This window comes from Shewanella sp. 10N.7 (assembly GCF_020806285.1).
Lineage (GTDB): Bacteria > Pseudomonadota > Gammaproteobacteria > Enterobacterales > Shewanellaceae > Shewanella > Shewanella electrodiphila.
The window spans coordinates 17,988-42,601 of sequence record NZ_JAJGZS010000002.1; the positions used below are offsets into that span (position 1 = coordinate 17,988).

At 40.3% G+C, this 24,614-nt stretch carries 21 protein-coding genes and 1 riboswitch; of the genes, 2 read left to right on the forward strand and 19 right to left on the reverse strand.

Annotation, left to right across the window (positions count from 1 at the left end; all coding sequences use genetic code 11):
* Positions 1-65: 65 nt before the first annotated feature.
* Positions 66-177, reverse strand: a riboswitch (TPP riboswitch).
* A gap of 147 nt (positions 178-324) precedes the next feature.
* The 3 genes from LMH66_RS02085 to hinT form a co-directional block, all read right to left on the reverse strand.
* Positions 325-714, reverse strand: coding sequence for a YcfL family protein (locus tag LMH66_RS02085; protein WP_102529287.1), 390 nt, complete (start codon positions 712-714; stop codon positions 325-327).
* Positions 715-796: 82 nt separating this feature from the next.
* Positions 797-1,810: a PaaI family thioesterase gene (locus LMH66_RS20530; RefSeq protein ID WP_229368205.1), complete on the reverse strand. Its 1,014-nt coding sequence runs from the start codon at positions 1,808-1,810 to the stop codon at positions 797-799.
* Between the two features lie 10 nt (positions 1,811-1,820).
* Positions 1,821-2,177 carry a purine nucleoside phosphoramidase gene (gene hinT, locus LMH66_RS02095; protein ID WP_102529286.1) on the reverse strand — a complete coding sequence of 119 codons (357 nt, stop codon included), beginning with the start codon at positions 2,175-2,177 and terminating at the stop codon, positions 1,821-1,823.
* 226 nt (positions 2,178-2,403) lie between these two features.
* On the opposite strand from hinT, the gene LMH66_RS02100 reads away from it, so the two are divergent.
* A complete protein-coding gene (locus LMH66_RS02100) occupies positions 2,404-4,161 on the forward strand; it encodes a M61 family metallopeptidase (RefSeq protein WP_229368207.1) in 1,758 nt (585 codons plus the stop codon).
* Between the two features lie 146 nt (positions 4,162-4,307).
* Here LMH66_RS02100 and LMH66_RS02105 read toward each other — a convergent pair whose 3' ends face one another.
* The 16 genes from LMH66_RS02105 to htpX all read right to left on the reverse strand — a co-directional run bounded on the left by LMH66_RS02105 (position 4,308) and on the right by htpX (position 23,430).
* Positions 4,308-5,159, reverse strand: coding sequence for a CsgG/HfaB family protein (locus LMH66_RS02105; protein WP_102529284.1), 852 nt, complete (start codon positions 5,157-5,159; stop codon positions 4,308-4,310).
* 1 nt (position 5,160) lies between these two features.
* Positions 5,161-5,568, reverse strand: coding sequence for a curli assembly protein CsgF (locus LMH66_RS02110; protein WP_102529283.1), 408 nt, complete (start codon positions 5,566-5,568; stop codon positions 5,161-5,163).
* Between the two features lie 13 nt (positions 5,569-5,581).
* Positions 5,582-6,172 carry a curli production assembly/transport protein CsgE gene (locus LMH66_RS02115; RefSeq protein ID WP_229368208.1) on the reverse strand — a complete coding sequence of 197 codons (591 nt, stop codon included), beginning with the start codon at positions 6,170-6,172 and terminating at the stop codon, positions 5,582-5,584.
* Positions 6,169-6,801: a LuxR C-terminal-related transcriptional regulator gene (locus tag LMH66_RS02120; protein WP_229368210.1), complete on the reverse strand. Its 633-nt coding sequence runs from the start codon at positions 6,799-6,801 to the stop codon at positions 6,169-6,171. Before LMH66_RS02120 ends, LMH66_RS02115 begins: the two co-directional genes overlap by 4 nt.
* A 223-nt stretch (positions 6,802-7,024) precedes the next feature.
* Positions 7,025-8,341, reverse strand: coding sequence for a hypothetical protein (locus LMH66_RS02125; protein ID WP_229368213.1), 1,317 nt, complete (start codon positions 8,339-8,341; stop codon positions 7,025-7,027).
* A 26-nt stretch (positions 8,342-8,367) separates the two neighbouring features.
* The gene (locus tag LMH66_RS02130; RefSeq protein WP_229368216.1) at positions 8,368-8,916 is read right to left on the reverse strand and encodes a hypothetical protein; all 549 of its coding nucleotides are present in this window, start codon (positions 8,914-8,916) and stop codon (positions 8,368-8,370) included.
* Between the two features lie 280 nt (positions 8,917-9,196).
* The gene (locus LMH66_RS02135; RefSeq protein ID WP_229368218.1) at positions 9,197-11,053 is read right to left on the reverse strand and encodes a bifunctional protein-serine/threonine kinase/phosphatase; all 1,857 of its coding nucleotides are present in this window, start codon (positions 11,051-11,053) and stop codon (positions 9,197-9,199) included.
* A 115-nt stretch (positions 11,054-11,168) separates the two neighbouring features.
* Entirely contained in the window at positions 11,169-12,635 is a 1,467-nt protein-coding gene (locus LMH66_RS02140; RefSeq protein WP_102529279.1) for a NarK family nitrate/nitrite MFS transporter, read from the reverse strand.
* A gap of 11 nt (positions 12,636-12,646) precedes the next feature.
* The gene (gene nirD, locus LMH66_RS02145) at positions 12,647-12,973 is read right to left on the reverse strand and encodes a nitrite reductase small subunit NirD (RefSeq protein ID WP_102529278.1); all 327 of its coding nucleotides are present in this window, start codon (positions 12,971-12,973) and stop codon (positions 12,647-12,649) included.
* Entirely contained in the window at positions 12,970-15,624 is a 2,655-nt protein-coding gene (gene nirB / locus LMH66_RS02150) for a nitrite reductase large subunit NirB (RefSeq protein WP_229368221.1), read from the reverse strand. The genes nirD and nirB overlap by 4 nt, the downstream gene beginning before the upstream one ends.
* Positions 15,625-15,946: 322 nt before the next feature.
* Complete coding sequence (locus tag LMH66_RS02155; RefSeq protein ID WP_229368224.1) at positions 15,947-16,576, reverse strand: ANTAR domain-containing response regulator; 630 nt, start codon at positions 16,574-16,576, stop codon at positions 15,947-15,949.
* 59 nt (positions 16,577-16,635) lie between these two features.
* Complete coding sequence (locus LMH66_RS02160; RefSeq protein ID WP_229368227.1) at positions 16,636-17,826, reverse strand: glycosyl transferase; 1,191 nt, start codon at positions 17,824-17,826, stop codon at positions 16,636-16,638.
* Positions 17,819-18,709, reverse strand: coding sequence for a uroporphyrinogen-III C-methyltransferase (gene cobA, locus LMH66_RS02165; RefSeq protein WP_229368230.1), 891 nt, complete (start codon positions 18,707-18,709; stop codon positions 17,819-17,821). Before cobA ends, LMH66_RS02160 begins: the two co-directional genes overlap by 8 nt.
* Positions 18,709-21,558, reverse strand: a complete 2,850-nt coding sequence (locus tag LMH66_RS02170; RefSeq protein WP_229368232.1) for a nitrate reductase — start codon at positions 21,556-21,558, stop codon at positions 18,709-18,711. The genes cobA and LMH66_RS02170 overlap by 1 nt, the downstream gene beginning before the upstream one ends.
* A 387-nt stretch (positions 21,559-21,945) precedes the next feature.
* Complete coding sequence (gene cctA, locus LMH66_RS02175) at positions 21,946-22,281, reverse strand: tetraheme c-type cytochrome CctA (RefSeq protein WP_102529272.1); 336 nt, start codon at positions 22,279-22,281, stop codon at positions 21,946-21,948.
* A 285-nt stretch (positions 22,282-22,566) separates the two neighbouring features.
* Positions 22,567-23,430: a protease HtpX gene (gene htpX, locus LMH66_RS02180; protein WP_102529271.1), complete on the reverse strand. Its 864-nt coding sequence runs from the start codon at positions 23,428-23,430 to the stop codon at positions 22,567-22,569.
* 392 nt (positions 23,431-23,822) lie between these two features.
* Between htpX and pepE the strand changes: the two genes are divergently transcribed.
* A complete protein-coding gene (gene pepE, locus LMH66_RS02185) occupies positions 23,823-24,533 on the forward strand; it encodes a dipeptidase PepE (RefSeq protein WP_229368236.1) in 711 nt (236 codons plus the stop codon).
* Positions 24,534-24,614: the final 81 nt, after the last annotated feature.

Here is a 24,614-nt window from a genome sequence, read left to right on the forward strand (position 1 = left end):
TGTGCATCTGTGACAAACGGGTCTTATGTGCGTTGTGCTAACCGCGCTATCGTAACTGTGTTGTCGTAAATAAATGCAGCCTATTCCTACGCCGGTATGAGCCGGATCAGGTTCTAAGGGTTTGTCATTAGACATCTCAGTTAGCTCATTAATGAGCTAACACCCCTTGGCGAGGCGGATTATAAACGATTCAACTTAAGTACGACACTATTACCGTGAACTTTTCATTAACTATTTAAGTACAAATTTGTATCACACAGCAAAAAAAATATATAGCGATAAAAAAACACCCAATTAGGGTGTTTTTAATACTCAAAATACAGATTAGTTAGAGAATGCTTTACGCACGTACACATCAAAACGTGTCGCATTGGCATTAGGCGCTAACGCTGTTACTTGCATTTGCTGTTTGCCATGTAACTTTAACGACTTCCAACTTGTGGCCTCATCTTCGATAGTAAAACCGCTGACATCATACCAAGTGAACTTATATTGTAGGCGTAAATCGCTGCCAACTTGGCTCATAATAAGTGCTGAACCTTGTAGCAAATCCCCTTGAGTACGTACTCTAACTTGCTCAACGGCAACTTCTTGACCAAATGAGTAATTATCCACTCTCGTGACACCATTTGAACCCGCTGAAACCCCTGCTGTGTGATTGGCACAAGCAGACATCATTAATACTAATGTTACAACAACGATAGACAGTTTCATGATTGTTCCTCTGGGTACTATTTACTTAATAAGAATACTTATTAAGATTACTGTAAAAAATGGCTTATGTTTAATTTACACTTTATTGGTCTAACAAAAAATGGGCTCTAGCTGTCGCTATCAACTGCTTTCTATTAGTTTGCCAACAATTTATCGTTACGTGGGCGACTCTGCGCCCCTGACGAGTAATTTTACACTCTGCAAAGGTATCTTGGTGTAAGCCAGCACGTAAGTAATCAATTGAGAAGTCAATGATCTTAGGTACCTTCTTCGCCTGCATAAATACCATTAATTGCACAATCGCCGACATTTCCATAAAGCCCGCAATAACACCGCCATGGATGGCAGGTAAAATAGGGTTACCGATATTGTCGTCTTTTTGTGGCAATTTAAACACCATTTCATCACCGAAACGGTTAACACTCATGCCAATAAATTGCGTGTACGGCACTTTTGCCAGCAGATAACTGTAATCATTAAGATCAATAGCACGCTTCACAATATCATGAACGTTTAATTCATCGTCAACGAGTACTTCGCTGTCAGTTTTTGAAGAAGTGCCAGTACTAAGGTTTTTATTAACAGCGAGCTCATCGCTGGTGCTAGTGTCTCCCATTAATGCTTGGCGGAATTCTTCGCCGACCATTTCTGGACTTATTCGCATAAAAGAACCAACAGCATGAGCAATAGGATCATCAACACTGTCTTGATAAGCAATGGCTCTTGTAAAAGCAACGTTGGCTGATAAACGGTAACACTCAGCAATCGCATAAAGTGGCTTATCAGGTTCAGCGGGTTTCATATAGTCAACACGCAAATCCAAAGTTGGCGATATCTCTAGAGACTCATATTTAGCTAAAATTGCACTCACAACCGACGTACCTGATGCCGTGTCGATTAACGTAGTTACCACACCACCATGGATAACTCCGGTATCAGGATCACCAATAATATCTTGGCTGTATGGTAGTTCGAGTAACACATGATGCTCACTCGCCTCAAGTACACTGATGTTCAGGCGTCGACATTGGGCTAACTGGTTCACGAAACGAGTCGCAACTTGCGTTAGCGGAAAAAATTCACTGTTTATTTTCATTGGGTTAGAACTATCCTGCATGATTAAGCATTGAACCTAACGGTTTGCCGCCTACTAGATGCATGTGGATATGATAAACCTCTTGGCCACCATGCTTATTGCAATTCATGATTAAACGATATCCGTCTTCAGCTATCCCCGCTTCATCAGCAAGCTTTGCCGCAACAGACATCATGCGTCCTAAAGCTAACTCATCGGACGCTTTGATATCGTTAGTCGTTGGAATAAGGTGATTGGGGATAATTAAAATATGCGTTGGAGCTTGCGGGGAAATATCACGAAAAGCGGTCACCAACTCGTCTTGAAATAAAATATCCGCAGGAATTTCGCGGCGAATAATTTTACTAAAAATGGTTTCTTCGGCCATGGGTAATCATCCTTATCGTTATTTGTGAGGTGAACTTTACTATAGAGCGCGCCAACTAGATTATCTTATAGTATCAACTACGACCTTTGTCACTCCAGTAAATGTACATTTTAGATTTTGTCGTCTTGTACATATGCATTTGCACATTGGCAGTGATTTTGGCAGCATTGTGGTTCTTCTAGCTCGCATTTCTTTTTAGCAACACCAACTTATTTGGAAATTGTTCATGCATTATCACATCATTGCTATCGATCCTAAAGCGCATTTATTTGAAGTCACTCAAACAATTAGCAAAGCAAAACCGCAGCAAACACTGTCATTGCCTTCTTGGTTACCAGGAAGCTACATGATCCGTGATTTTGCAAGAAACCTAATCGATATAAAGGCAATAGATAAAAATGGGCAACCAATTGAGGTACTTCAGCTAGATAAACAAACTTGGCAATGTCAAAACAGCGACAGTTTTATTAACATTTCTTATCAGGTTTACGCTTGGGACTTATCCGTGCGATCTGCTCACCTAGATACGACTCACGGATTTTTTAATGGCAGCAGTGTTTTCTTATGCGCTGAAGGGCTTGAGCAAGAAAAACACACATTAACCATTGAAAAACCAGCATTGCCTGAATTAAGTGATTGGAAACTTGCCACCAGCATGATACGAACCTCTGGTGAACAATTTGGCTTTGGTGAGTTCTACGCTGGTAATTATGATGATTTTATCGATCATCCTGTAGAAATGGGCAACCTCGCGATTGCCAGTTTTGAAGCAGTCGGCGTACCTCACGATATCGTACTTAGCGGTAAACATCGCGCATCACTACCCCGTTTATGTAAAGACTTAAAGGCCATTTGCGAGTACCAAATAAACCTCTTTGGTGGCAGTGCACCATTTGAGCGATATGTGTTTCTTACCACAGTATTAGGCAATGGTTTTGGCGGTTTAGAACACAGAGCAAGTACGGCGCTAATGTGCTCAAGAAAAGATTTACCTACTGATATGCACCATGAAGTGAATAAAGATTACCGGGTTTATTTATCCTTATGCAGCCATGAATATTTCCACAGTTGGAATGTAAAACGGATTAAACCTGCTGAATTCACCCCGTTTGATTTATCCAAAGAAGCTTATACAGAGCAATTATGGGCTTATGAAGGTATCACATCCTACTTCGATGATTTTTTAACTTATCGCAGTGGCTGTGTCGATCAAACTCAATATCTCACTATGTTAAGCGAGATAATGACTCGAGTGTATCGTTCACAAGGGCGTTTTAAGCAAACCTTAAAATCATCAAGTTTTAATGCTTGGACTAAGTTTTATAAACAAGATGAGAATGCCAATAATGCCATTGTGAGTTATTACACTAAAGGCGCCTTGTTCGCCTTATTCTTGGACCTCACCATTAGAATTGAAACAGAAGGCAAACAGAGTTTAGATGATGTCATGCGCACGCTTTGGCAAGAGTTCGGTGCAAAAGGAATTGGCACTGAGGTTAATACTCACCAACAAATTGTCGAAAGCCTGTTAAATCGCAATTGTGACGAGTTATTTGTTTACCTCGATAACACCCAGGATATCCCGCTTGAGCCTTTGCTTAACCAAGTCGGTATCACACTTCGCCTCAGAGCCAGTGCCGGCAATGCTGATTTAGGCGGTGGAGAAACCAAAGGTTATCAAATAGCATTTGGCGCAAAAACGAAACCTGAATCTCTAGGCCTTAAAGTCTTGACGGTTACCCAAAGCAGCCCTGCTCATCAAGCTGGACTGAGCGCAGGTGATTTATTGATCGCAGCAAATAACTTACAAGTTGATGCGCAATTTGAAGCACAATTACAATCAATGAGTTTGGGCGATGAAGTCACGTTAACTTGGTTTAGAAGAGATGAGTTAATGCAGGGCGTTATGCCAATCAATGAGGCCATAGCTGATACCGTTAGTCTTGATATCCACGACCAAGAAAAACTGAATATTTGGCTGTAGCGCTATAGGCATTACCTAAATATCAAATAAAAATTGAATATGCTTTTATTTCTGGATATAAGACATATTCAATTATTTACAGCAATAAAAAAGGTGCCATTTAGGCACCTTTTTTATTGCTGTAAATAATGGAGTTTTAACGTGTGTTAGCCGCGCTTAATTCTTGCACTCACTCTGGCTTCACTGTGTGCTTCTAACCAATACTTTTGTAAAGTTTCATTTTGCAGACCTGTGACAGAATCACCTAAGTTCCAAGCACCTTTCCAAATACCATCTGCAATTAAATGTACTACAGCACTTTCAATCGCTGACACAACACAAAGGCTTACAGGTTCATTTGAGGTGTAACCGACTTCAGCTTCAAGTAAATCTTGAGCGTCAATAAACTTAAATACACCAGCGGTGATTTCTTTTGAAATTACCGATTTAGTTGTAGTAACACTACTTAAAAGGCGACCAGTTCGAATATCAACCGCACGTAGGTTTACAGTAATACTATCCACACGATACTGACCAGAAGCACCAATACCTAAATATCGCGCGCCAGCACCACCTGTTTTGATGTTAGTGTCATAAGCAACAATACCGCCTTCCATCAATACTTGGGCGCTGTTTAATTGAGGCAGTTTATTTTTATTGCCATTTAAGCCAGCACGTAAAATTTTACGCTCGGTTAATAAGTTTTGCAGCCCTTCTCGCTCAACAGGTATAAACCATGCAGAATCATTCAATGATTGCGCTAAAAATGCAGTTCCAGATTGCGGCACCGCTGTTGAAAAGTTACTAGACGGGATTGGTTTATATTGACCTGTTTGATCTCTAAAGTCATAAACTGCAGCAATCATGGCACCTTGAGGAAAAGGCAAGCTGACCAAATCGTAGTAAGTCTCACCTTTTGGCATTAAACTCGATGTTGCGTCTATGTCTGCAAACTCATCATCAACAGAAGAACATGCTGTTAACGAAAGAAGAAATAAACTGACTAAAATCTTATTCATTTTATCCTCCTGTAGACACTAGGCCACCGACTTCGATTATCGTCGTTTCACCCGTTAGTAGATCTGTAATATGTACGAGTAACGTTCCATCTTCATTAACAACGTTAATTTCGAAATCATCGGTTTTAAGATAACCTTCATTACCATTAGCTGCATCATTAAAGAGTTGAGACATTAACCTAGATTCTAACGAACTTGCTAAACGTTCCAAAGCTGTTGGCGCGACATATCCCGTTCCACCTGAAGATTCAGGCTCATGATCATTTTGAGCAAGTGCATTATTTAATAAATACTGACCATTTAAGTAGCTACCACCAAAAGCGGGATTAACCGGAGTATAAACTAACTGAGTGGCGCTAATATTTGCCGAAAAAACTAACGCCGCGGAGGTAAATAATATTTTTTTCATGTGCGGTCCCTGCCTATATTTCATCGGGAGCTAAGTCTGGGTCTAAAAAAGCTCCCAAAAGCGCCCGTTCATTTTCCTGTTTAATCACTGTGTTAACTCTTTTCGCAGCATAATTGGCTTGATCATCCAAGTTTCTACTGATTGGGGAAACAAAGGTGACGAAAATAGTTTTTCGATTCTGTTGAATCAACATTTTACTACCGCTTCTGGCAGTAGCTTGTTCGATAATAGTAATGCCTGAATGTTTCGTTATTCCGCCAATATCTCTATAAGCCCCGACAAACTGACGATAAAAACGATGCCCAAGACGTGTCATTGCACGATTTAGAATGAGTCCATCGATTAAGTCAGTTTCATCTTTAGGAATAGAATCACTCGTATCTTGAGGTTTTACTTTAATTTCTTTTTGTATATTTTTATCTGTTGCAGAGGTTACAGGCTCTTTAGCATCTTCTTGACGTTGAGCCTGTGTTTGATCAATCACTTCATTTGGTACTTTATTGATGGTCTCTACTGTATCCACAGATTGAGATACAGAAGAGTTTTCAGCAAATACGTTGCCTGAAATTAATAGCGTTAAAAACACCAAATTGATGTTTTTCATACTCTAACCTCATGCATATGAGTTTGTGCCCATGCAATTGCCTGGCCTCGACTTGAAACACCTATTTTTCTAAAAGCACGATATAAATGTGTTTTAATGGTACTTTCACTGACAAACAGTTGGTTAGCAATATCCAAGTTTGTGCTACCTGATAGTAAAGCTTGTAGCACTTCTCTTTCTCTAATCGTCAAGTGCTCACTCTCATCATCAGCAATATCACTCAATAATGATTTATGTAAATCATTCGGAATAATACTTCTTCCTTTCAATATTTCATTTAATCCACTACTAACTTGACTTAATTCTGCATCACAGTAAAAAACACCGGCAGTTGTAGCAGGATGAATTAGAAATTTTGCATCGACTTGCTTAGGAAAGTTTAAAAAAGCAGTTTTTACAGCATAATGTTCCCTTTCTATCAATTTTTGTAATTGATAGACCTGCTGTAAGTCAATTGTTGCTAAATCAAATACGACTAGAGAATTTTGATGAGATGACAGTTGCGAACTCATTGTTGCTGGGGTGGCTTTAGCTAACTTCACAAGAAACTCTTGCGGCCAACGACAGTCTAATAAATCAACTAATAACTGAGAACGAGAAACTATCATCCAATTGACAACTTTAAACATTAATTACACTCCATTGTGACTAGATGATTAAATTGAACATGTATTGATAAATCATTTACAAGGTAATCTGACAATCAAAGTACAGATAACATTAACTTGTAAAGCAAAGAGCTAGCACTTAACAACGTACTAGCTCTTGTTAAATATTATCAAGGTAGATATGTAATAACTATTAGCCTAACGGGTGTTTTTACTTACTCCAATAGACGAAAGTATTACGATATTACATGCCTTGGTTAACCGTAATGTTGTTACCCGCACCTGAGGTTACTGCAAATGAACTGTTACCATTACCTATTTGAGTTACCGATACAGTACTACCTGAACTCATGTAACCACCAGCGAATGAAAGATTGCCTTCACCTGTTTGAATAACTGAAACAGTGTTAGAGTCACCCATTATTGCACCAGCATATGATTCATTTAAATCACCAGTCTGAACTAAATCAACTGTAGAACCTAAATCATCAGTCAAAGTGAATGAATAGTTCTCATTACCAGCTTGAGTAACGTTAACCATATCGCCTGCACCGTACTGTTCGTTTTCAGCGGTATTTAAATCACCTGTTTGGGTTAATGTTGCATGGTCACCAGCACCAAACTGTTGCGAAGAAGCCATGTTACCTAAACCGCCAGGTGTAGAAGTTTGTACCACGGTAGCTGTATTATCAGTCCCTGATTGTGCTACCCCTGCCTCATTAGAATCTTCATTTTGAGTTACAGAAGCTTCATTATTATCACCTAATTGTGCAGTAACTGCGGTGTTCGCATTACCAGTTTGAACAACGGTAGCCATATTTGAGATAGAGAATTCTTGAGCAGTCGCTGCAATGTTATCGTTACCTGTTTGAGTAATGACTGCAGAAGTATCATCACTACCTGCACCTAACAAATGGTTGTCAGTTCGTTGCCCTATTAATGCATCATTACCTGAGCCAGTTTGATTAACAGTACCGACAGCAGCATTAGAAACAACTTGAACAATCGCAGCTCTATTAAAGCCAGAACCGCCACCATATTGATTAATCGTTGCCGCAGCATTATCTGATTGAGTATTTACTGCAGCTGCATAATCATCATTACCATATTGATTAATTGTTGAATTAGCTGTATCACCACTATCTTGAATAATACGACCCCAGTTGTTATCACCCATTTGAGTAACAGTGGCTGCAGCATCAAGGCCGTTATTAAATCTTTGTTCAACTGTTGCTAAGTTACCAGCACCAACTGACGTAATTGTCGCTGTTGCAGAATCTGTTGCGTCATGCTGATAAACACTACCTATATTTTCAGAACCATCTTGGGTAATAAAAGCATGTGAATTAGTGGTATCAGCTTGTTCAATACTTGCAACACTGTCAGAGCCGTACTGCATAATCGTCGCATCATTATCTATGCTATTTACGACTTGCGTTACAGTTGCAGACTGGTTCGTCCCCATCTGCTCAACCCATGCTTCATTGTCATCGCTAGATGCATTAACAGAAGATGCTAAAACCGCTGCTGAAACAAGTATTGCTAATTTTGAATATTTCATGTCGTCTTTCCCTTTACTGAATTAAATTAAAGATTTCCTTGGGTTACTTGGTAATTCTTAAAAGCACCCACCTGATGAAACGTTATATCGTGATTTGAGCCTAATTGGTTGATCTCAATATTGTTATAGAAACCAGCTTGGGTTATTTCAGCATTGTTGTAATCTCCTTCTTGATATAAATCGATAGAAGAACCAACCCCACCTTGCCCAACAAACGCTGTATTATTTGTCCCTATTTGCATTATTTGTAATTCTAAATAAGCACCATTTTGTATTACTTCTGCGCTATTTTCTTGCCCTTGTTGTTGTACATTAAGAAAGTTGCTTTGACCAAATTGATTCACGTTTGCCACATTACCTTGCCCAGACTGACTTACAATCAAGTCATTAGACCAACCAAACTGCGTAATTGTTGCCTCGTTAAACCCATGGGACAATTCATCAATCTCACTGATATCTTGACCTGCAAAACTCGGAAATGATAAGCACAATCCTATAGCACTTAATACGGCTATTTGAAACATACGAAAATTCGCATTATATCCATTGCAGATTGAACACTTATTCAAGGTCATGCTTCCTGCCTCCTTGTTTTCGATGTATATCAATTATGACTTGATATTTGAACTTTTAAATCCGCCCCGAGTATTAAAGGGAGCTATACCAATAGGTTAAAAAAATTCTCAACCCCCACTTTAGTACTAGACTGACAAATAGCACTAACAGAGATAACAAGCTGTTATTAAAGGCAAAAAAGATTGAATTACTTAAATGGGATATTACGAAAGAATGAGGAAGAAACTATAGACGGCAAGAAGCATCAAACTTTATCAAACTCTATTGCATTCAAATAAGTCAGCTTAGCAGTAAGTACATAACCCATATAAGCAGAGTTGCGCACGTACTTTGCCAGAACTTAATTGGGTTTCTTTGAATAAAAGGAATGAAGGTTTTAGAGTCGGTTTGACTGGGCGTAGTTAAGGCGTGAATGAACTCATTGGTGTCAACAAAACGTAATGATGGCTCAACTGATAAAGCCTTTTCTAATGCTTTATCCATCCACTCTGGCACCATAGGGTTGGTTTTATACACAGGCACATAGCATAATTTAACAAAATCATTTCGACTATGACACTTGGCTAATTGACCTTTAAAAGGTGGTTCACCCGCCAGCATTTCATAAGCTATGACTGCAAATGAAAATAAGTCTGCCCTACCATCTGATTGATAACCTAAGATCACTTCAGGCGAGGTATAATCTGCGGTGCCAAGAATTTGATCGCGTTTAAGTGGTGTATTAATTTCAGCTATACCTTTTATATGGCAGGCGCCAAAATCAATAATTTTAACCACACCTTCACGAGTGATAAAGATATTGTCAGGTTTCAAATCTTGATGAAGGGTTTCTTTACGGTGAAACGCACGAATGCCAGTTTCAATTTGTTTTAATAACTGCAGCACATCTTCAACTGGGCCACGTTGATGCTGCACCATCCAATCGGCGAGGCTTAACCCTTGTAAGTATTCAGTAAGATAATATAACGCTGACTTATTCAGGTGGTGATCGACGACTTTCACCACATGTTGACTACTTATTCGGTGACCAATCCAACTTTCAAGCATAAAACGCTCAATATAAGCAGCATCATCAATATAATTAACCGATGGGGTTTTCATGCAGCGTTCTTCGCCCAGCTTATTTTGTACAATATACACCTGGCTTCGCTGACTTTGATGAAGCACCTTAGTGACTTCATAATCATCCAGCTTCATGCCAACCTCCATGGGTGGCGGAAATGGACGACTAGACAGTTTTTGGTATACATCATCGATAGCTTGGGTGGGCAATTGTTTTATGCTGATAAGTTGTGCACTTAAATTATCGCCACTGTCCAACTCATAAGCTTTATCGACTAGGTTTTGACAAAAGGTTTCACAGGCATCATCTGTTAATAAAGGGCTACTCTGTTGAAATTTTACTAAACTTTTCAATAATTCATGATCGGTCACCACATCATGAATTCCATCCGTGGTTAGCAAATATATGTCATCAAGTTCAATATTAAATTGTTTGTAATCCACCTCTAAATTGACATCCATCCCTAACGCACGGGTTAAGTAACTGGTAAATTCATTAACAGAAGTACTATGATCACGGCTAAGTTTAACAAGTTGACCTTGGCGAAAACGATAAATTCTTGAATCACCAGCATGTAACATGTGCGCCGAGCAAGATTTAAATACTAATGCGCTGAAGGTACAAACGTAACCTTTACGCGCATCACGATAGTCTTGACCTAACCCATAAAGCCAGCGATTTAATGCTGTTAAAACACGGGTACTGGAAGTCAATACGCTCCAAGACTCAGGTGTTGAATAGTAATCAGCGATAAAGTTAGACACACTAATAGCGGATGCCTTGGCACCACCTTCAGCCGCACTCACTCCATCGCTGATGACACTCACAATTCCTTTTGTCGTTAAGGTCAAACCCGTAGGTATTTTAATCCCAATTGCATCTTCGTTTTCTGGTTTACGGCCTTTGCTCGACACTTGTCCAGCAAACACTGCTAATGCGCCAGAGATGGGTAATTGTTCTTGTTTTTCTGGGCTAGTTTGAATCGACTTAGATGTGATTTTAGAACGGCTAGTCTCATGTTTTGTCATAGCATCAGTTTCAGACTCTACATTTTGTTTAAGATTCAATTGCATCTCAATCCTTTAAAAGTCTAACACCGTAAAGTGAATACAATACGGTGTTAGCTGTTGGTATAAAAGCTTAAACACTAGGGCCGGTTCAATGCTTTATGATGATTAACCTAGCGTTTTAGTTAACACTGATTAATGTCACCTCACCTTTTTCATTAACTTCTGTCATATGACCTTTAGGTTCTGCCATAAAGAATAAAGTGATAAACCCAAGTACGGCACTCACAGCAATCACATAGAAAAAGGTTGATGTGGGCACCATCGAATAAACAGTCAGAAAGAATACTGCACCAACATTACCATATGCGCCTGTCATACCCGCAATCTGGCCAGTTAAACGACGCTTAATCAAAGGAACTGCAGCAAATACCGCACCTTCGCCACCTTGTACAAAGAAAGAACAAGCCATAACTACCACAATTGCAACTGGTAATGACCAAGTGCCATCAATTTGCCCGACGGCAAAATAACCTACCGCTAAACCCGCAGTTAAAATTAATAAGGTATTCTTTCGGCCAAACTTATCACTTAACCAACCACCGCCAGGACGAGACATTAAGTTCATAAAGGCATAGCTTGAAGCGACCATACCTGCTTGTGCCATACCCAAACCAAATGTTTCCGCAAAAAATAACGGCAACATAGACACCACTGCCAATTCAGAGCCAAATGTGGTGAAGTACAACACATTTAACACCGCCACTTGCTTAAATGGATAACGCTCAAATTCAGGCACTTCTTTAACAAAAATATCCTTGTTAACCTGATAAGTCTGATACAAATCGACAAAGAATACTCCTACCAACGCAGCATAAATAATGTTAGTGGTTTGCTCATCTAGCATACTGACGCCAGCAGGAGAAAGCTTCCAAGCAAGTAACGCAAGGGTTGCATACATAGGGATTTTCATGAAGATCAGTAAAGCAAAATCACCTTTACTGGTGACTTCCAAGCCACCCGCTTTTTTAGGCTTAAAATAAGTCGAACCTTTGGGTGTATCGGTGACATTAAAATAATAAACGAAAGCAAACACTAAACTCATCAAGCCTGTTAGGCCAATGGCATAGCGCCAACCATCTTCACCACCAAAAAATATGGCGATAGCAGGTAAAGTAAATGCAGCTGCTGCACTACCAAAATTACCCCAACCACCGTAAATTCCTTCAGCAGTGCCAAGCTCTTTCGCTGGGAACCATTCACTAACGATACGGATCCCAATCACAAAGCCCGCACCAATAAAACCAATTAAAAAACGCGCTAAAGCTAACTGCTCAAAGGTATCTGCTACAGCAAACATAAAACACGGTATCGAACACACACCCATTAACACTGAGTAAGTGAGCCTAGGGCCATATTTATCCGTCACCATACCAATGATAATTCGAGCTGGAATCGTTAACGCCACGTTTAAAATCAGCAGGGTCTTTATTTGTGATGTAGTCAGACCTAAGGTATCTGCAATCACACTGAGTAAAGGTGCAGCATTAAACCAAACTACAAAGGTGATAAAAAAAGCCATCCAGCTTAAATGCAGCGTTTTCATCTTGCCCGAAAACGAAAATAAGTTAAATTTTTCAGCACTCATATAAAGGCCCCTTATGACTTAGCCAAGATCAGAACTTGGCCAGCTTCTTTTTTAATTTCATAGGGAGAAGCCACTAACGCTTCATCTTCGATACAAATACCCGTTTCAAGGCTGTAATGTTGTTTATAAAGCGGTGATGCGACACATAACACCCCTTCCATATCACAAATTAATCCTCTCGCTAATAAGCTCACGCCAGTAGCAGGGTCAACATTATCAATGGCATATAAACCATGTTGACCTAAATCAAATATTGCGACAGCTTTTCCTGCAACCCAAGCTGCAACACCGGTTCCTTGAGGCAAAGTAGACTCATTACACACGTTTACCCAACTCATACTAATTCCTCCGCTACCGCTTGCTCGTTTTGTTCAGTGGTGATGTCTTTAATCGCAATATTTCCGGCACCTGAAGATTCAGGGCTTAACGGGAAACGTTGATCACGAACTCGTTCATATAAGTGTGTTTCACCATCAGGTTTAGCATCAGGGTTTACGAACTCATTAAAGCGAGATAAAAATTCTGGCTTTTCAAGACTGGTCTTCCATTCACACTGGTAGGTATCAGCAACATTATTCATTTGTGCATCAAGTTCTGCAGCAATGCCTAGGCTATCTTCAATTACGACTGACTGCAGGTATTCAAGACCACCTTCTAACGACTCCATCCAAACAGACGTACGTTGAAGCTTGTCTGCCGTTTTAATATAGAACATTAAAACTCGATCAATGTATTTAACTAAGGTTTCGGTATCTAAATCTGTAGCAAATAAATCACCATGGCGCGGGCGCATTCCGCCGTTACCCGCTACATACAAGTTCCAGCCTTTATCTGTTGCAATCACACCGATATCTTTACTCTGTGCTTCGGCACATTCACGAGTACAACCCGAAACAGCAAACTTAATCTTATGAGGACTACGCAGGCCTTTATAACGATTCTCTAAATCAATCGCAGTACCAACTGAATCTTGAACGCCATAGCGACACCATGTGCTTCCCACACAAGATTTAACCGTTCGCAATGATTTACCGTAGGCATGACCTGTCTCAAATCCTGCATCAATGAGTTTATGCCAAATAATCGGCAAGTCTGACAATTTTGCGCCAAACATATCAATACGTTGACCGCCAGTAATCTTAGTATATAAGTCAAATTCTTTTGCAACAGCGCCAATAGCAATCAAGCCATCTGGCGTGATTTCACCGCCCGCGACACGTGGCACAACGGAGTATGTGCCGTCTTTTTGTAAGTTACCTAAATAGGCATCATTAGTGTCTTGAAGCTGCACATGACTGCTTTCTTGGTTTAATACATATTTGTTTTGTAATGAAGCAAAGATTGAAGCGGCAGCAGGCTTACAAAGGTCGCAACCAAAAGTAGTTTGCTGACCTGTTGGGGATTTTTTACCGTGCTTGGTAATTAAGGTATCAAAGTCAATAATATTCTCTACCTGACATAAATGATAAAGCGACTGTCTATCATGCTCAAAATGTTCACAAATACCGGTGTTACATTCCACGCCCTCAGCAATTAATGCTTGATCCATCACTTGTTTTACTAGCGCTGAACAACCACCACAACCTGACGCTGCACGTGTACAAGATTTAATTTCAGCAATGGTGTGATTGCCTTCTTTCACTGAATTAACAATGTCAGCTTTAGTCACTTGATGACAAGAACAAATGATTGATGTGTCTTTTAATTCAACAGCAGATTCATCACCTGTCATCAGTAATTCAACCGCATTACCTTCAATTTCATCTTGTGAAAGGTAACAATCTAATAGGCGGTTATAATCGCTGTTGTCACCAACAAGCACAGCACCTTTCAAATACTTGCCAGTTTCGTCTAGCCACAGCTTTTTATAAATCCCTGATTGGTTATCAGAAAGCTCAACAAACTGCGCATTTTCAAAGCCGCGACTTTCACCAATTGCAGCAACATCCACACCCAGTAATTTAAGCTTGGTGCTCATGTCTGCGCCAGTAAATGTCGTCTTTGAATCTACCTCATTAGCACTGGCTGCGATATGTGACGCTGCAACACGCGCCATTTGATAACCTGGTGCAACTAGGCCAAAAATACGATTCTGCCATAATGCACATTCGCCAATGGCGTATACGTCTGGTGCAGAAGTTAAGCAGTTATCATCAATGGTAATACCGCCGCGCTCGCCCATGGCTAAACCACTTGAACGCGCTAATGCATCCTGGGGGCGAATACCGGCTGAAAACACAATCATGTCGGTTTCCAGGAAAGTGTCATCATTAAATGTCATACGGTGCATGGCTGACTCGCCATCAACAATCGCCGTCGTCGCTTTTGAAGTATGAACAGAAACACCCAGCTCATTAATTTTGCTTTTCAGTAAATCGCCAGCTTTGTCATTTAACTGTACAGGCATTAATTGCGGTGCAAACTCAACAACATGAGTGGTCACACCCAATGCCATAAGGGCATTTGCGGCTTCTAACCCTAATAAGCCACCACCTACAACCACACCCACTTTAGACTGGCTGGCTGCGGCTTCAATATCTTGTAAATCTTCAATTGTACGATAAACCACACAGCGTTCACGATCATTACCGTTAATCGGTGGTACAAAAGGATATGAACCCGTTGCCAACACTAAGCTGTCATAAGTGCTTGTTACGCCATCTTCAGTAGTAAGGGTTTTATTTGCTGTATCAAGTGCTGTAATAAGGGTTTCGAGGTGTAATTTTACGCCCCAATCTTGATAATCTTGCGCACTTGTCAACATCAGCTCATCAGCGCTGCCGGTTTCAAAATACTTAGATAACTGCACACGGTCATATGCTGGACGAGGCTCTTCACCAAAAACTTCAATATCAAATTGATTTTGTAAGCCTTGAGTGCATAACTGCTCAATAAAATGGTGCCCGACCATGCCATTTCCGATCACAACAAGTTTTGGTTTTACACTTGTCAGTTTCGTTGAATTCGACGTTCCTGTTGAATCAGCCATCGTAGGCTCCTTTTTTATTTTGAATTAAAAACAAAAAGGCGCCACTCTCTGAATAAACAGAGATGGCGCCTTTGCCTAAGATTCAAATTTTAAATTTTAAAAATATAAACTAAATAACATGCATGATGATAACGAATTCAAGTTCGAGTTACTCAGACGCCATTGCCTGCGGTAACACTCATCATGATTAAATTAATGATTACGCTTAACACTTTATGCTTTACCTAACTATTGCATTGACTATTGCATTGACTATGCCAATCAATAAATTAACTTAAGCTTATGATTTTATGTGAAAAATTAAAGTTTCCTGTTAATAACTTTACGCTTCTTTGTTCACCGCAGGAGCATTCGCACCAAATTGATGCATTTTCTTTGCCTCAAGTTGTTGCGCTGCAATAATGACTTGTTGTGCCATGTCAGCCAAACTGATGCTTTTACTCATTGCCTGTTTCTGAATTAATTCATGTGCTTGAGACTCAGAAAGCCCTTGTGTTTGTAAAAGTGACTTTGCTTTAGATAATTGCTTTAATCCAGTGCATTGCGCGTCAAGCAGTTTGACTTTCTCCAGCATATTAGAGGCACTGTTAAAACGAATTTTCGCGAGGCCAACTAAAGAGTTTAATCGCTTTGGGGTCATTTTTTCTGGCACAAAAGTGACTCGACCACATTTCAGTAAATTCTCTAGATGCGTTTCATCCCAAGAGTATGCATTGACAATGATCGGCAACGCAGTACTTGCCAGTAATCGTTCAATAAATACTTGCTGTAATGGTTGTAATGCCTCAGTGAAAAAAACCAAACATAAACCATTACCTTTCAAGGCTTGGCGCTCTAATTGACTCAATGATGTCATCTCGATACAAGGCTCTTCACTGCTCAGTTCAGACATGCAATCAATAAACAAATCTTCGTTTTTAAACGAAGGATCACGATAAACTAAATTAACCATGGGCTAGCTCCTAACTTTCTGGTTAAACAACAAATTTGATAACGTTAAGTTCAGTTGCTTCATGTTCTTTGTTCACAAAAATTTGCATTAGCATTGAACGAGAACATAAACATTTCATCGGGCTGACTGAATGTATTTTTCAAAGAGTTACTATTGTTACGAAGCAGCCAATCTTTGTTCGCTCTTTTTATCGATTTATCAATAGTTAATGAAGGCGACAATAAGACATAAACCAATGCCATAGTTGCAGTTATACTGCTGATTGCTTGCTGTAACTGTAAGTCAGTCAAATCAGTTTCTTCAATGTCAGAACCGCGCCATAGTTGTGCAAGTAAGTAAGCAGGTAAATCAGACTGACCGACTTTTGCACCAACAAAAGCTTCGAGTTGAGTGGGTAATTCAAACTGAGTGCTTTGAGGTAAGAATGTTGAACCTTTAGCACTAAAACGAAGCATGCTCACTTGAGTCGCTACTCGAGGATTTATTTCGGTCTCACCCTGCAAGCCTTTAAAAATCGCAATGCTCGGTGGTTTACCTACTGCGCTAGGCAAGTGATATTCAGCCAATAATGATGCTACTTGTTGGTGCTGTTTATCTAAACCTGGATGAAAATAACTGCGTAAACTGAACGGCGAATTAGTTGGATTGATGCAGCGCACTGACATCTGGATCAAGCTGCGTAAACCTAATTCTTGATGCAAACGGCGACAATCATTTAATACCGGAACAATATCTGCGGAGTTAACGTATATGATCCCTGAACTAGCAAGATTAACTTTAGCTTGTTCGGCGGTAAAACAACGCGGGATATCTAATGCAGAAATAAATCCTTCAACATGTCGTCGGTGAGGCAATGATTGACTATCACCGTGTAAAATAATGGTTTGACCATTTTTGGCTAAGGTTTTAGCCGCTAACAATAACCAAGGTAATTGCTCTCTCTTACCTGCATAAACGGGCCAGTCAATATCGGCCTTAATCGATTGCCATTCTGCGGGAACTAACTTTTTAAGTCCGGCAGCGACACCTGCTAATTCTTCGATTGATTCACCACGAACCCGCATTAACATCATCGCTGAAGCCATTTGACTGTTTGAAACATCGCCTTTAGCAAATGCGGTTATCAGATGAGAAGCTTCAGCAAAATTTAAGCTGCGACTACCTTTGATGCCTTTACCCAATGTTTTAACTAATTTACGATGGTCAAAATCTTCAGATTCGAGCATTGCCTGTGTGTGTTGTTCAACCATTAACAACCTCTGCCATGTCATAACGGCCAAATGCATCTGCACTGCGATCAATATTATTAAGTAACTCAGTCAGCTCTTGCCCTACTGCAACCACTTCACCAATAATAATTAACGTCGGGCCACTGTCTTTAATTAAACTGGCTTTGTCAGCCATATTACTCACGGTTGCAAACGTGACTAACTGATTGGGTCTGCCACCATTGGTAACAAACGCAACAGGTAATTCAGCTGGTGCATCGACGGCCATTAAGCCTTGTGAAATTGCAGTAGCTTGCTCTTTTCCCATATAAAATACGAGGGTCGATTCCGCAGCAAGTAATGCTTTCCATTGTGTGGGGGCTTGATGATTGCCTTCACTGATAAAGCGAGTTCCTGTCACCAAAGTAACCGAGCGTGCAGTACCTCGATAGGTTAATGGTATGCCAGTTGTTGATGCGCAACCTAAAGCCGCTGTCACCCCTGGAGTGAATCGACTGACAATGCTTTTTTTAGCAAGATATAACGACTCTTCAGCGCCGCGGCCAAAAATGTGTGGGTCGCCACCTTTTAAACGCACAACTTTTAATCCTTGCAACGCAAGTTTTGCAAGTAAGGCATTAATATCATCCTGCTTGTAGCTAGGTTGGCCACAACGCTTTCCAACAAAGTGACGTTGACAATCTGGTGACACTAAAGAAAGGATATCGCTACTGACTAAGCTGTCATAAACCAAAGCTTCAGCTTGCGATACAATACGCGCGGCTTTAATGGTCATGAGATCTAACTGACCACAGCCTGCGCCTACAATTTCGACTTCGCCAGCGCCTAAGGTGTTAGCACTCGATTCGTTAACAGAAGTGATAGCCTGGTTAAAGTTCACTAACTGATTAAATGAATGGCTCATCACGCCACCTCCTCTTGTGTTGATTTACGTTGCTTTTGTTTGCCGTCAGTATCTTGATTGCTCAGCGCTGCAGTTTCTAAACCCATATCTTCAAGGCCAATCAACCAAATATCACTGGCACATTGCACAACTTCACTGTGGCAACTTCCGCACTGCTTACCGCAGCCAAGTGCAGATTGAGTCTCATTAAGCGCCGTATCAAAATCATCTTGGTTAATCGCTGCATTAACTTCTGAGCTGCGTTTACTGAACACCATATTGTCGAGCTTTTGCAGCATTGCATCTTGAATCTTTGCTTCAGTTACACCTGTACAAGCGCAAATTAATGGGCTGTTACCTGCTCTAATTAACTGATGTAACTGCTGCATTAATCCTGTATCCACTTCTTTGCCAATTAACAAATGCAAGGGTTCTAATGCCACCTCAACTTGGGTTTTACTTAATAATTTAAGTGATACCAGCAGGCCTTTATTGATGTTGCATTGAACATGAATAAGTTGCTGGCTAATTAAGCTAACCGTCCACTTTAGTGAATAAGCAGTTGATTGGAATGCAAAACCTTGTTCAGCATCAGCAAACGCAATGTGGTAACACTCCCCAGTTGAAAGCGTATGCTGAACATTCCAACATGCACCTTTAAACGCTGGGTCATGCTCACCCAAAATAACCCCCTGTAAAGCTGTTTCAACTTTTGATATAGAGACGGTTTGACATTTAAATGCGGGTTGCTTTGAAACAGGATCGTAAGCACTGGATAATGCTTGATTCACGCCTAGGCCAATTGAAAACTGTGAAGACCAATGCATTGGCATAAAGGCAATTTCAGGTGCTTGGTTATCATCAGTTATCACCCTTGCTGAAGCATGTTTATTGCTGTCATTAAAGTTGATTAAGTCACCTTCAGATAAGTTAAGCTCTTGAAGTTTAACTGGATGTATTGCAATAAATGGCTCAGGAATGCTAGCACGTAAACTGGCTATATGCCCCGTACGAGTCATGGTATGCCATTGGTCACGGCTACGACCACTATTCAGCTTAACCTGATGTTTACTGACTATTTCTGTAGATTGATTGTCATTGGTAGCGATAAATTGTGCTTTATTGCTGGCGGTTGAAAATGTCCCAGTTTGAAAGACCCTTTGATTGGATTGCCCAAGCTGTGATGGCGTTGATATAGGCCATTGGGTTGGCAATAATGCATCATACTGTGCATCGGTTAATTCGCTCATGCCTGTTAAATCAAATTGTTTTTCAGGAAAGCGAGCTTTGACTGTTTTTGATAATTGCGCAAATTCTTTAAATACAGCAGCACTATTGCTAAATTCAAATGCGCTTTCAAAACCCATTAATTTACCGACTTCAGCCAATGCCCACCAATCTGCTTTGGCTTCTCCTTTAGCTGGAATAAAGCCGCGCTGACGAGTAATCATTCGTTCACTATTGGTGACTGTGCCACATTTTTCTGACCAACCTAACGCAGGAAGTAAAATATCAGCTTCCTTAGCCGTTGCTGCATCTTGCGTAATGTCAGACACCACCACAAAAGGACAAGTATCAAAAGCTTGTTTGATTTTTGCAGTATTAGGTAAAGATACTAATGGGTTTGTTCCCATAACCCATACCGCTTTAATTTTACCCTCTGTCATCGCATCAAAAAGTTCAACAGCGGTTAAGCCCTTTTCTGTTGCAATCACACTTTTGGTATTATTTACCTGCCAAAAGTCTGCGAGTAATTCACGTTCTGGATCTGAAAAGCCCATATGACAAGCAAGTTGTGTGGCTAACCCGCCAACCTCACGTCCGCCCATTGCATTAGGTTGACCTGTGAGCGAAAAGAAACCACTACCAGGCTGGCCAATATGACCTAATGCCAAATGACAGTTAATCATCGCATTGGTGGTATCTGTTCCTGAAAGTGTTTGGTTAACTCCCTGACAGCTCGCTGTCATCACTTTATCGCTACCAATAAAGAGTTGGTAAAAATAAATAAGCTCGCTACTTGTAAGGCCTAACTCTGTAGCGAGACTGTCAATGTCATAACTGAGTTTGTCTTTTGACAAGTGCGCAAGAAGCTCATCAAACCCTTGTGTGTGGGCTTCGACATAATTTGAATCTGTCGCATCGTTATCCGCGATAAATTGCAATAAACCATTGAACAATTTGTAGTCTACACCTGGCGTAATTTGGAGATGTAAATCAGCTTGACTAGAGGTGGCTGTTTTCGCGGGATCGATAACCACAATTTTAGTGCCCCGCTGTTCGCGGGCTTTTATCATGCGTTGAAATAATACAGGATGAGTCCACGCACTATTAGCGCCAACTAACACAATCACATCGGCTAATTCAAAATCTTCATAACACCCTGGCACAACATCTTCGCCAAATGCACGCATGTGGCCACTCACTGCAGAAGACATACATAAACGGGAGTTAGTATCCACGTTTGCAGTTCCAATAAATCCTTTAGCGAGTTTATTGGCAACATAATAATCTTCAGTGAGTAGTTGTCCTGACAGATAAAATGCAACCGAATCAGGTCCATGCTCAGCAATGGTTTGCGTAAATGTTTCAGCAATTGTGCTTAACGCTGAATCCCAGGAAGTCGGTTTACCCGATTTAAGTTTTGGGTAACGTAAGGTATTAGGTTGAACCAAGCTTTCAAGAAGGCGTTCGCCTTTAGCACAAAGCTGACCTTTATTGGCAGGGTGAGCTTGATCGCCAAATAGTTCATCAACAGATTTTTGCGCCTCAGCAGCAGGTAAACCCGTTTTATACGAGCCTGTATTTAAAGAAACAGTAACGCCACAGCCTACTCCACAATAAGCACAACTCGATTGGATATTAGACATGCAACTTCCCTTTACTGACAAAATTTTATGTCAATAACATCGCAAAAGTTGTGCCAATTACTAAGGTTATGATTTAACAGTGGTTTAACAAAAGGAAATCTAGGAAGTACCGAGAAGTGTGCAACTCAAGTGCATTATTTTGCACCAAACCTGCGCAAGCTATTGAAAATAAATGAATTTAAATACCTCTTTAGGGGTAGTTAAATTCATAGCATTAGTCATATCTAGAGCAAAAAACCTCATCACAATAACCAGCTTAAGATTAATAGGCATAAAAAAACGCCAACATCTGTGGCGTTTTTTACACTATCTCGCATCGTTCTGTACAAGCGCTCTTATATAAGCAATATGTGTTTCCGATGTAAAATAGCAGTCGATTCATCTCATTTACTGAGCAGAACGTCCATCATCATGACAACTGTCACATGTTGGCACATCACCAACATTCATGTCATGAGGTGCGTGACAATCGGCACACATTAACATTCCATCATGTGGTGCGTGATTATCATCCATTTCAGCAAGTGTTCCGTGACAGCTTTGGCATTGTTCAAACTCATACTCACCATCAGCTGATGGTTCGCCGTCAGCATGACAGCTTTCACATCCACCCATTTCGGCGTGGAAATCTGCTAGATTTTCATCAGCAGCAAAAGCATTCGATGACAATGTTAATACAGCAAGAGCTGCTGCAAACAATGCGACAAGAATTTTATTGCTCACTATAGTACCCTCCATTTGTGATAATCGAGAAAGTAATCATCAAGTCACTTTTTCGATATCGGTTATCAGCACGACATTTATTTGCTCATTATAAACTTAGCTAACACTGGTTGATTTAGCAACAGCAAGCGCAACCACTTAAACCTAACAACCAGCTCAACCCTTTAATATGCGTTACTTTATGTATCCGCAAGATTAAAGTGGTCATTATTCTACTCGTTCAAGCGCAAATTGAAAGCAATAAAAAAGGAGCCTTCAGGCTCCTTTTTTTGATATATTAAGATATTAACTGTTTTTAAGCGCGCTAATACGCTTATCTAATGGCGGATGGCTCATTAGGAACTCAGCCATTGAACGTTTACCATTAATACCTAAGGCTGACATTTGTGCTGGCATAGCGCCTGCTTCTGGGCCTGTTTTTAAACGCTCTAATGCAGCAATCATTTTATGCTTACCAGCTAGTTTTGCAGCGCCTTCATCTGCCTTAAATTCACGAATACGTGAGAAGTAAGCCACGATCATTGATGCTAAAATACCAAATAACATGTCCATGACGAATACAACGGCCATATAAGCAAACATGCCTAGGCCTTCACCATCTTCACTGTTATTAGCAACAACATTATTCACAATGCCAGCAACCACACGGGCAGCAAAAATAACAAACGTGTTCACAACACCTTGAATTAGCGTCAGTGTCACCATGTCACCGTTAGCTACGTGGCTAACTTCATGAGCAAGTACACCTTCGATCTCATCTTGAGACATACCGTAAAGTAAGCCTGAACTTACCGCGACTAATGCATTGTCTTTACTCGGGCCAGTAGCAAAAGCATTCATTTCCTGTGACTGGTAAATCGCCACTTCAGGCATTTTGATGCCAGCTTGCTCTGCTTGACGAGCAACAGTCTCAACCAACCAGCGCTCAGTGTTATCACGTGGCGAAGTAATGACTTCACAACCCATGGTCTTTTTAGCCATCCATTTTGAAATAGCTAAACTGATGAATGCGCCGCCAAAACCGAACATCGCAGCAAAAATTAATAAACCGCTCATACTTGAAGTACTGACACCAAGTAGAGACATAACAATTGAAGCCACTAGCAAGATTGCTAAGTTAGTTCCAATCAATAACATAATACGTAACATTACAACTCCTATCTGGCACAAATGCCACTTTACACTTAAATAGCTTGAACCAATCAGTTCGCGTTAATCGCGGTACTGTTTACACTCTTTCGAATTTCTTATTCAAACAATTGATGAACACTTAATGACATAATATGTCCTAAAAATCGTTTTTCAAGGGCAGGAAGTTAAAAATTGAAAATTAATTAACGACGATATAGAAAAATATCACAGCAAACCTTACCTAACCTGAATGTGTCGCTTGTTTGCCGCAGAGTCTAGGTAGCTAGCATTAATCTAATCTTAAAATTACACCTAAGTCATTAGTTAAGTTATGGAAAGCGATTAATCTTTGTTAATATCGATATATACAAGAATAAAAAGTTAATAATTAACCAGTTAAGGATTTTTACATGGCTATGAATGCATTGATGTTAAGCAGCTCTCGTGAAGGCAATACCGATTATTTAGCCCATGCTATTGAGTACATCAAACCTTTGACAACTCATGCTAAAAAATGGGTCTTTATTCCCTATGCCGGCGTGAGTGTTAATTACGATCAATACCTTAGTATGGTCACAGAAGGCTTAGCTCCACTTAATATTAATGTGAGCAGCATTCATCAATACAGCGATCCTAAACAAGCCATAAAAGATGCTGATGGTATTTTAGTTGGTGGTGGTAATACTTTCCAATTATTAAACGAGCTATACCGCTACGACCTTATCCATTTAATCAATGAGCAAGTCTCAAATGGTAAACCTTTTATTGGTTGGAGCGCAGGATCTAACATTACCGGCTTAAGTATTCGCACTACTAATGATATGCCGATTGTTGAACCAGCATCTTTTACTGGGCTCAAGTTATTGCCTTTCCAATTAAACCCTCATTACACTAATTACCAAGCACCTGGTCATAATGGTGAAACGCGCGCGCAGCGTTTACTCGAGTTCACTCTAGTTGACCCGATTACCCCTGTGATTGGCATTCAGGAAGGCACAGCCCTTTGGCGCCGTGGTGATACCTTAACGCTTGTGGGTGATAAAGAGGCATACTTATTTCACGGCAAACAACAAGAAGTCGTTATTCCTGTTGGTAGTGATTTGAGCAGTTACCTTGATTAACATTAACAAGAATTGGAATAAAACAATAACAAGCATTTGATTCAAAAAGCCTAATCTAATTAAGCAAAAAGCCTTAAACTC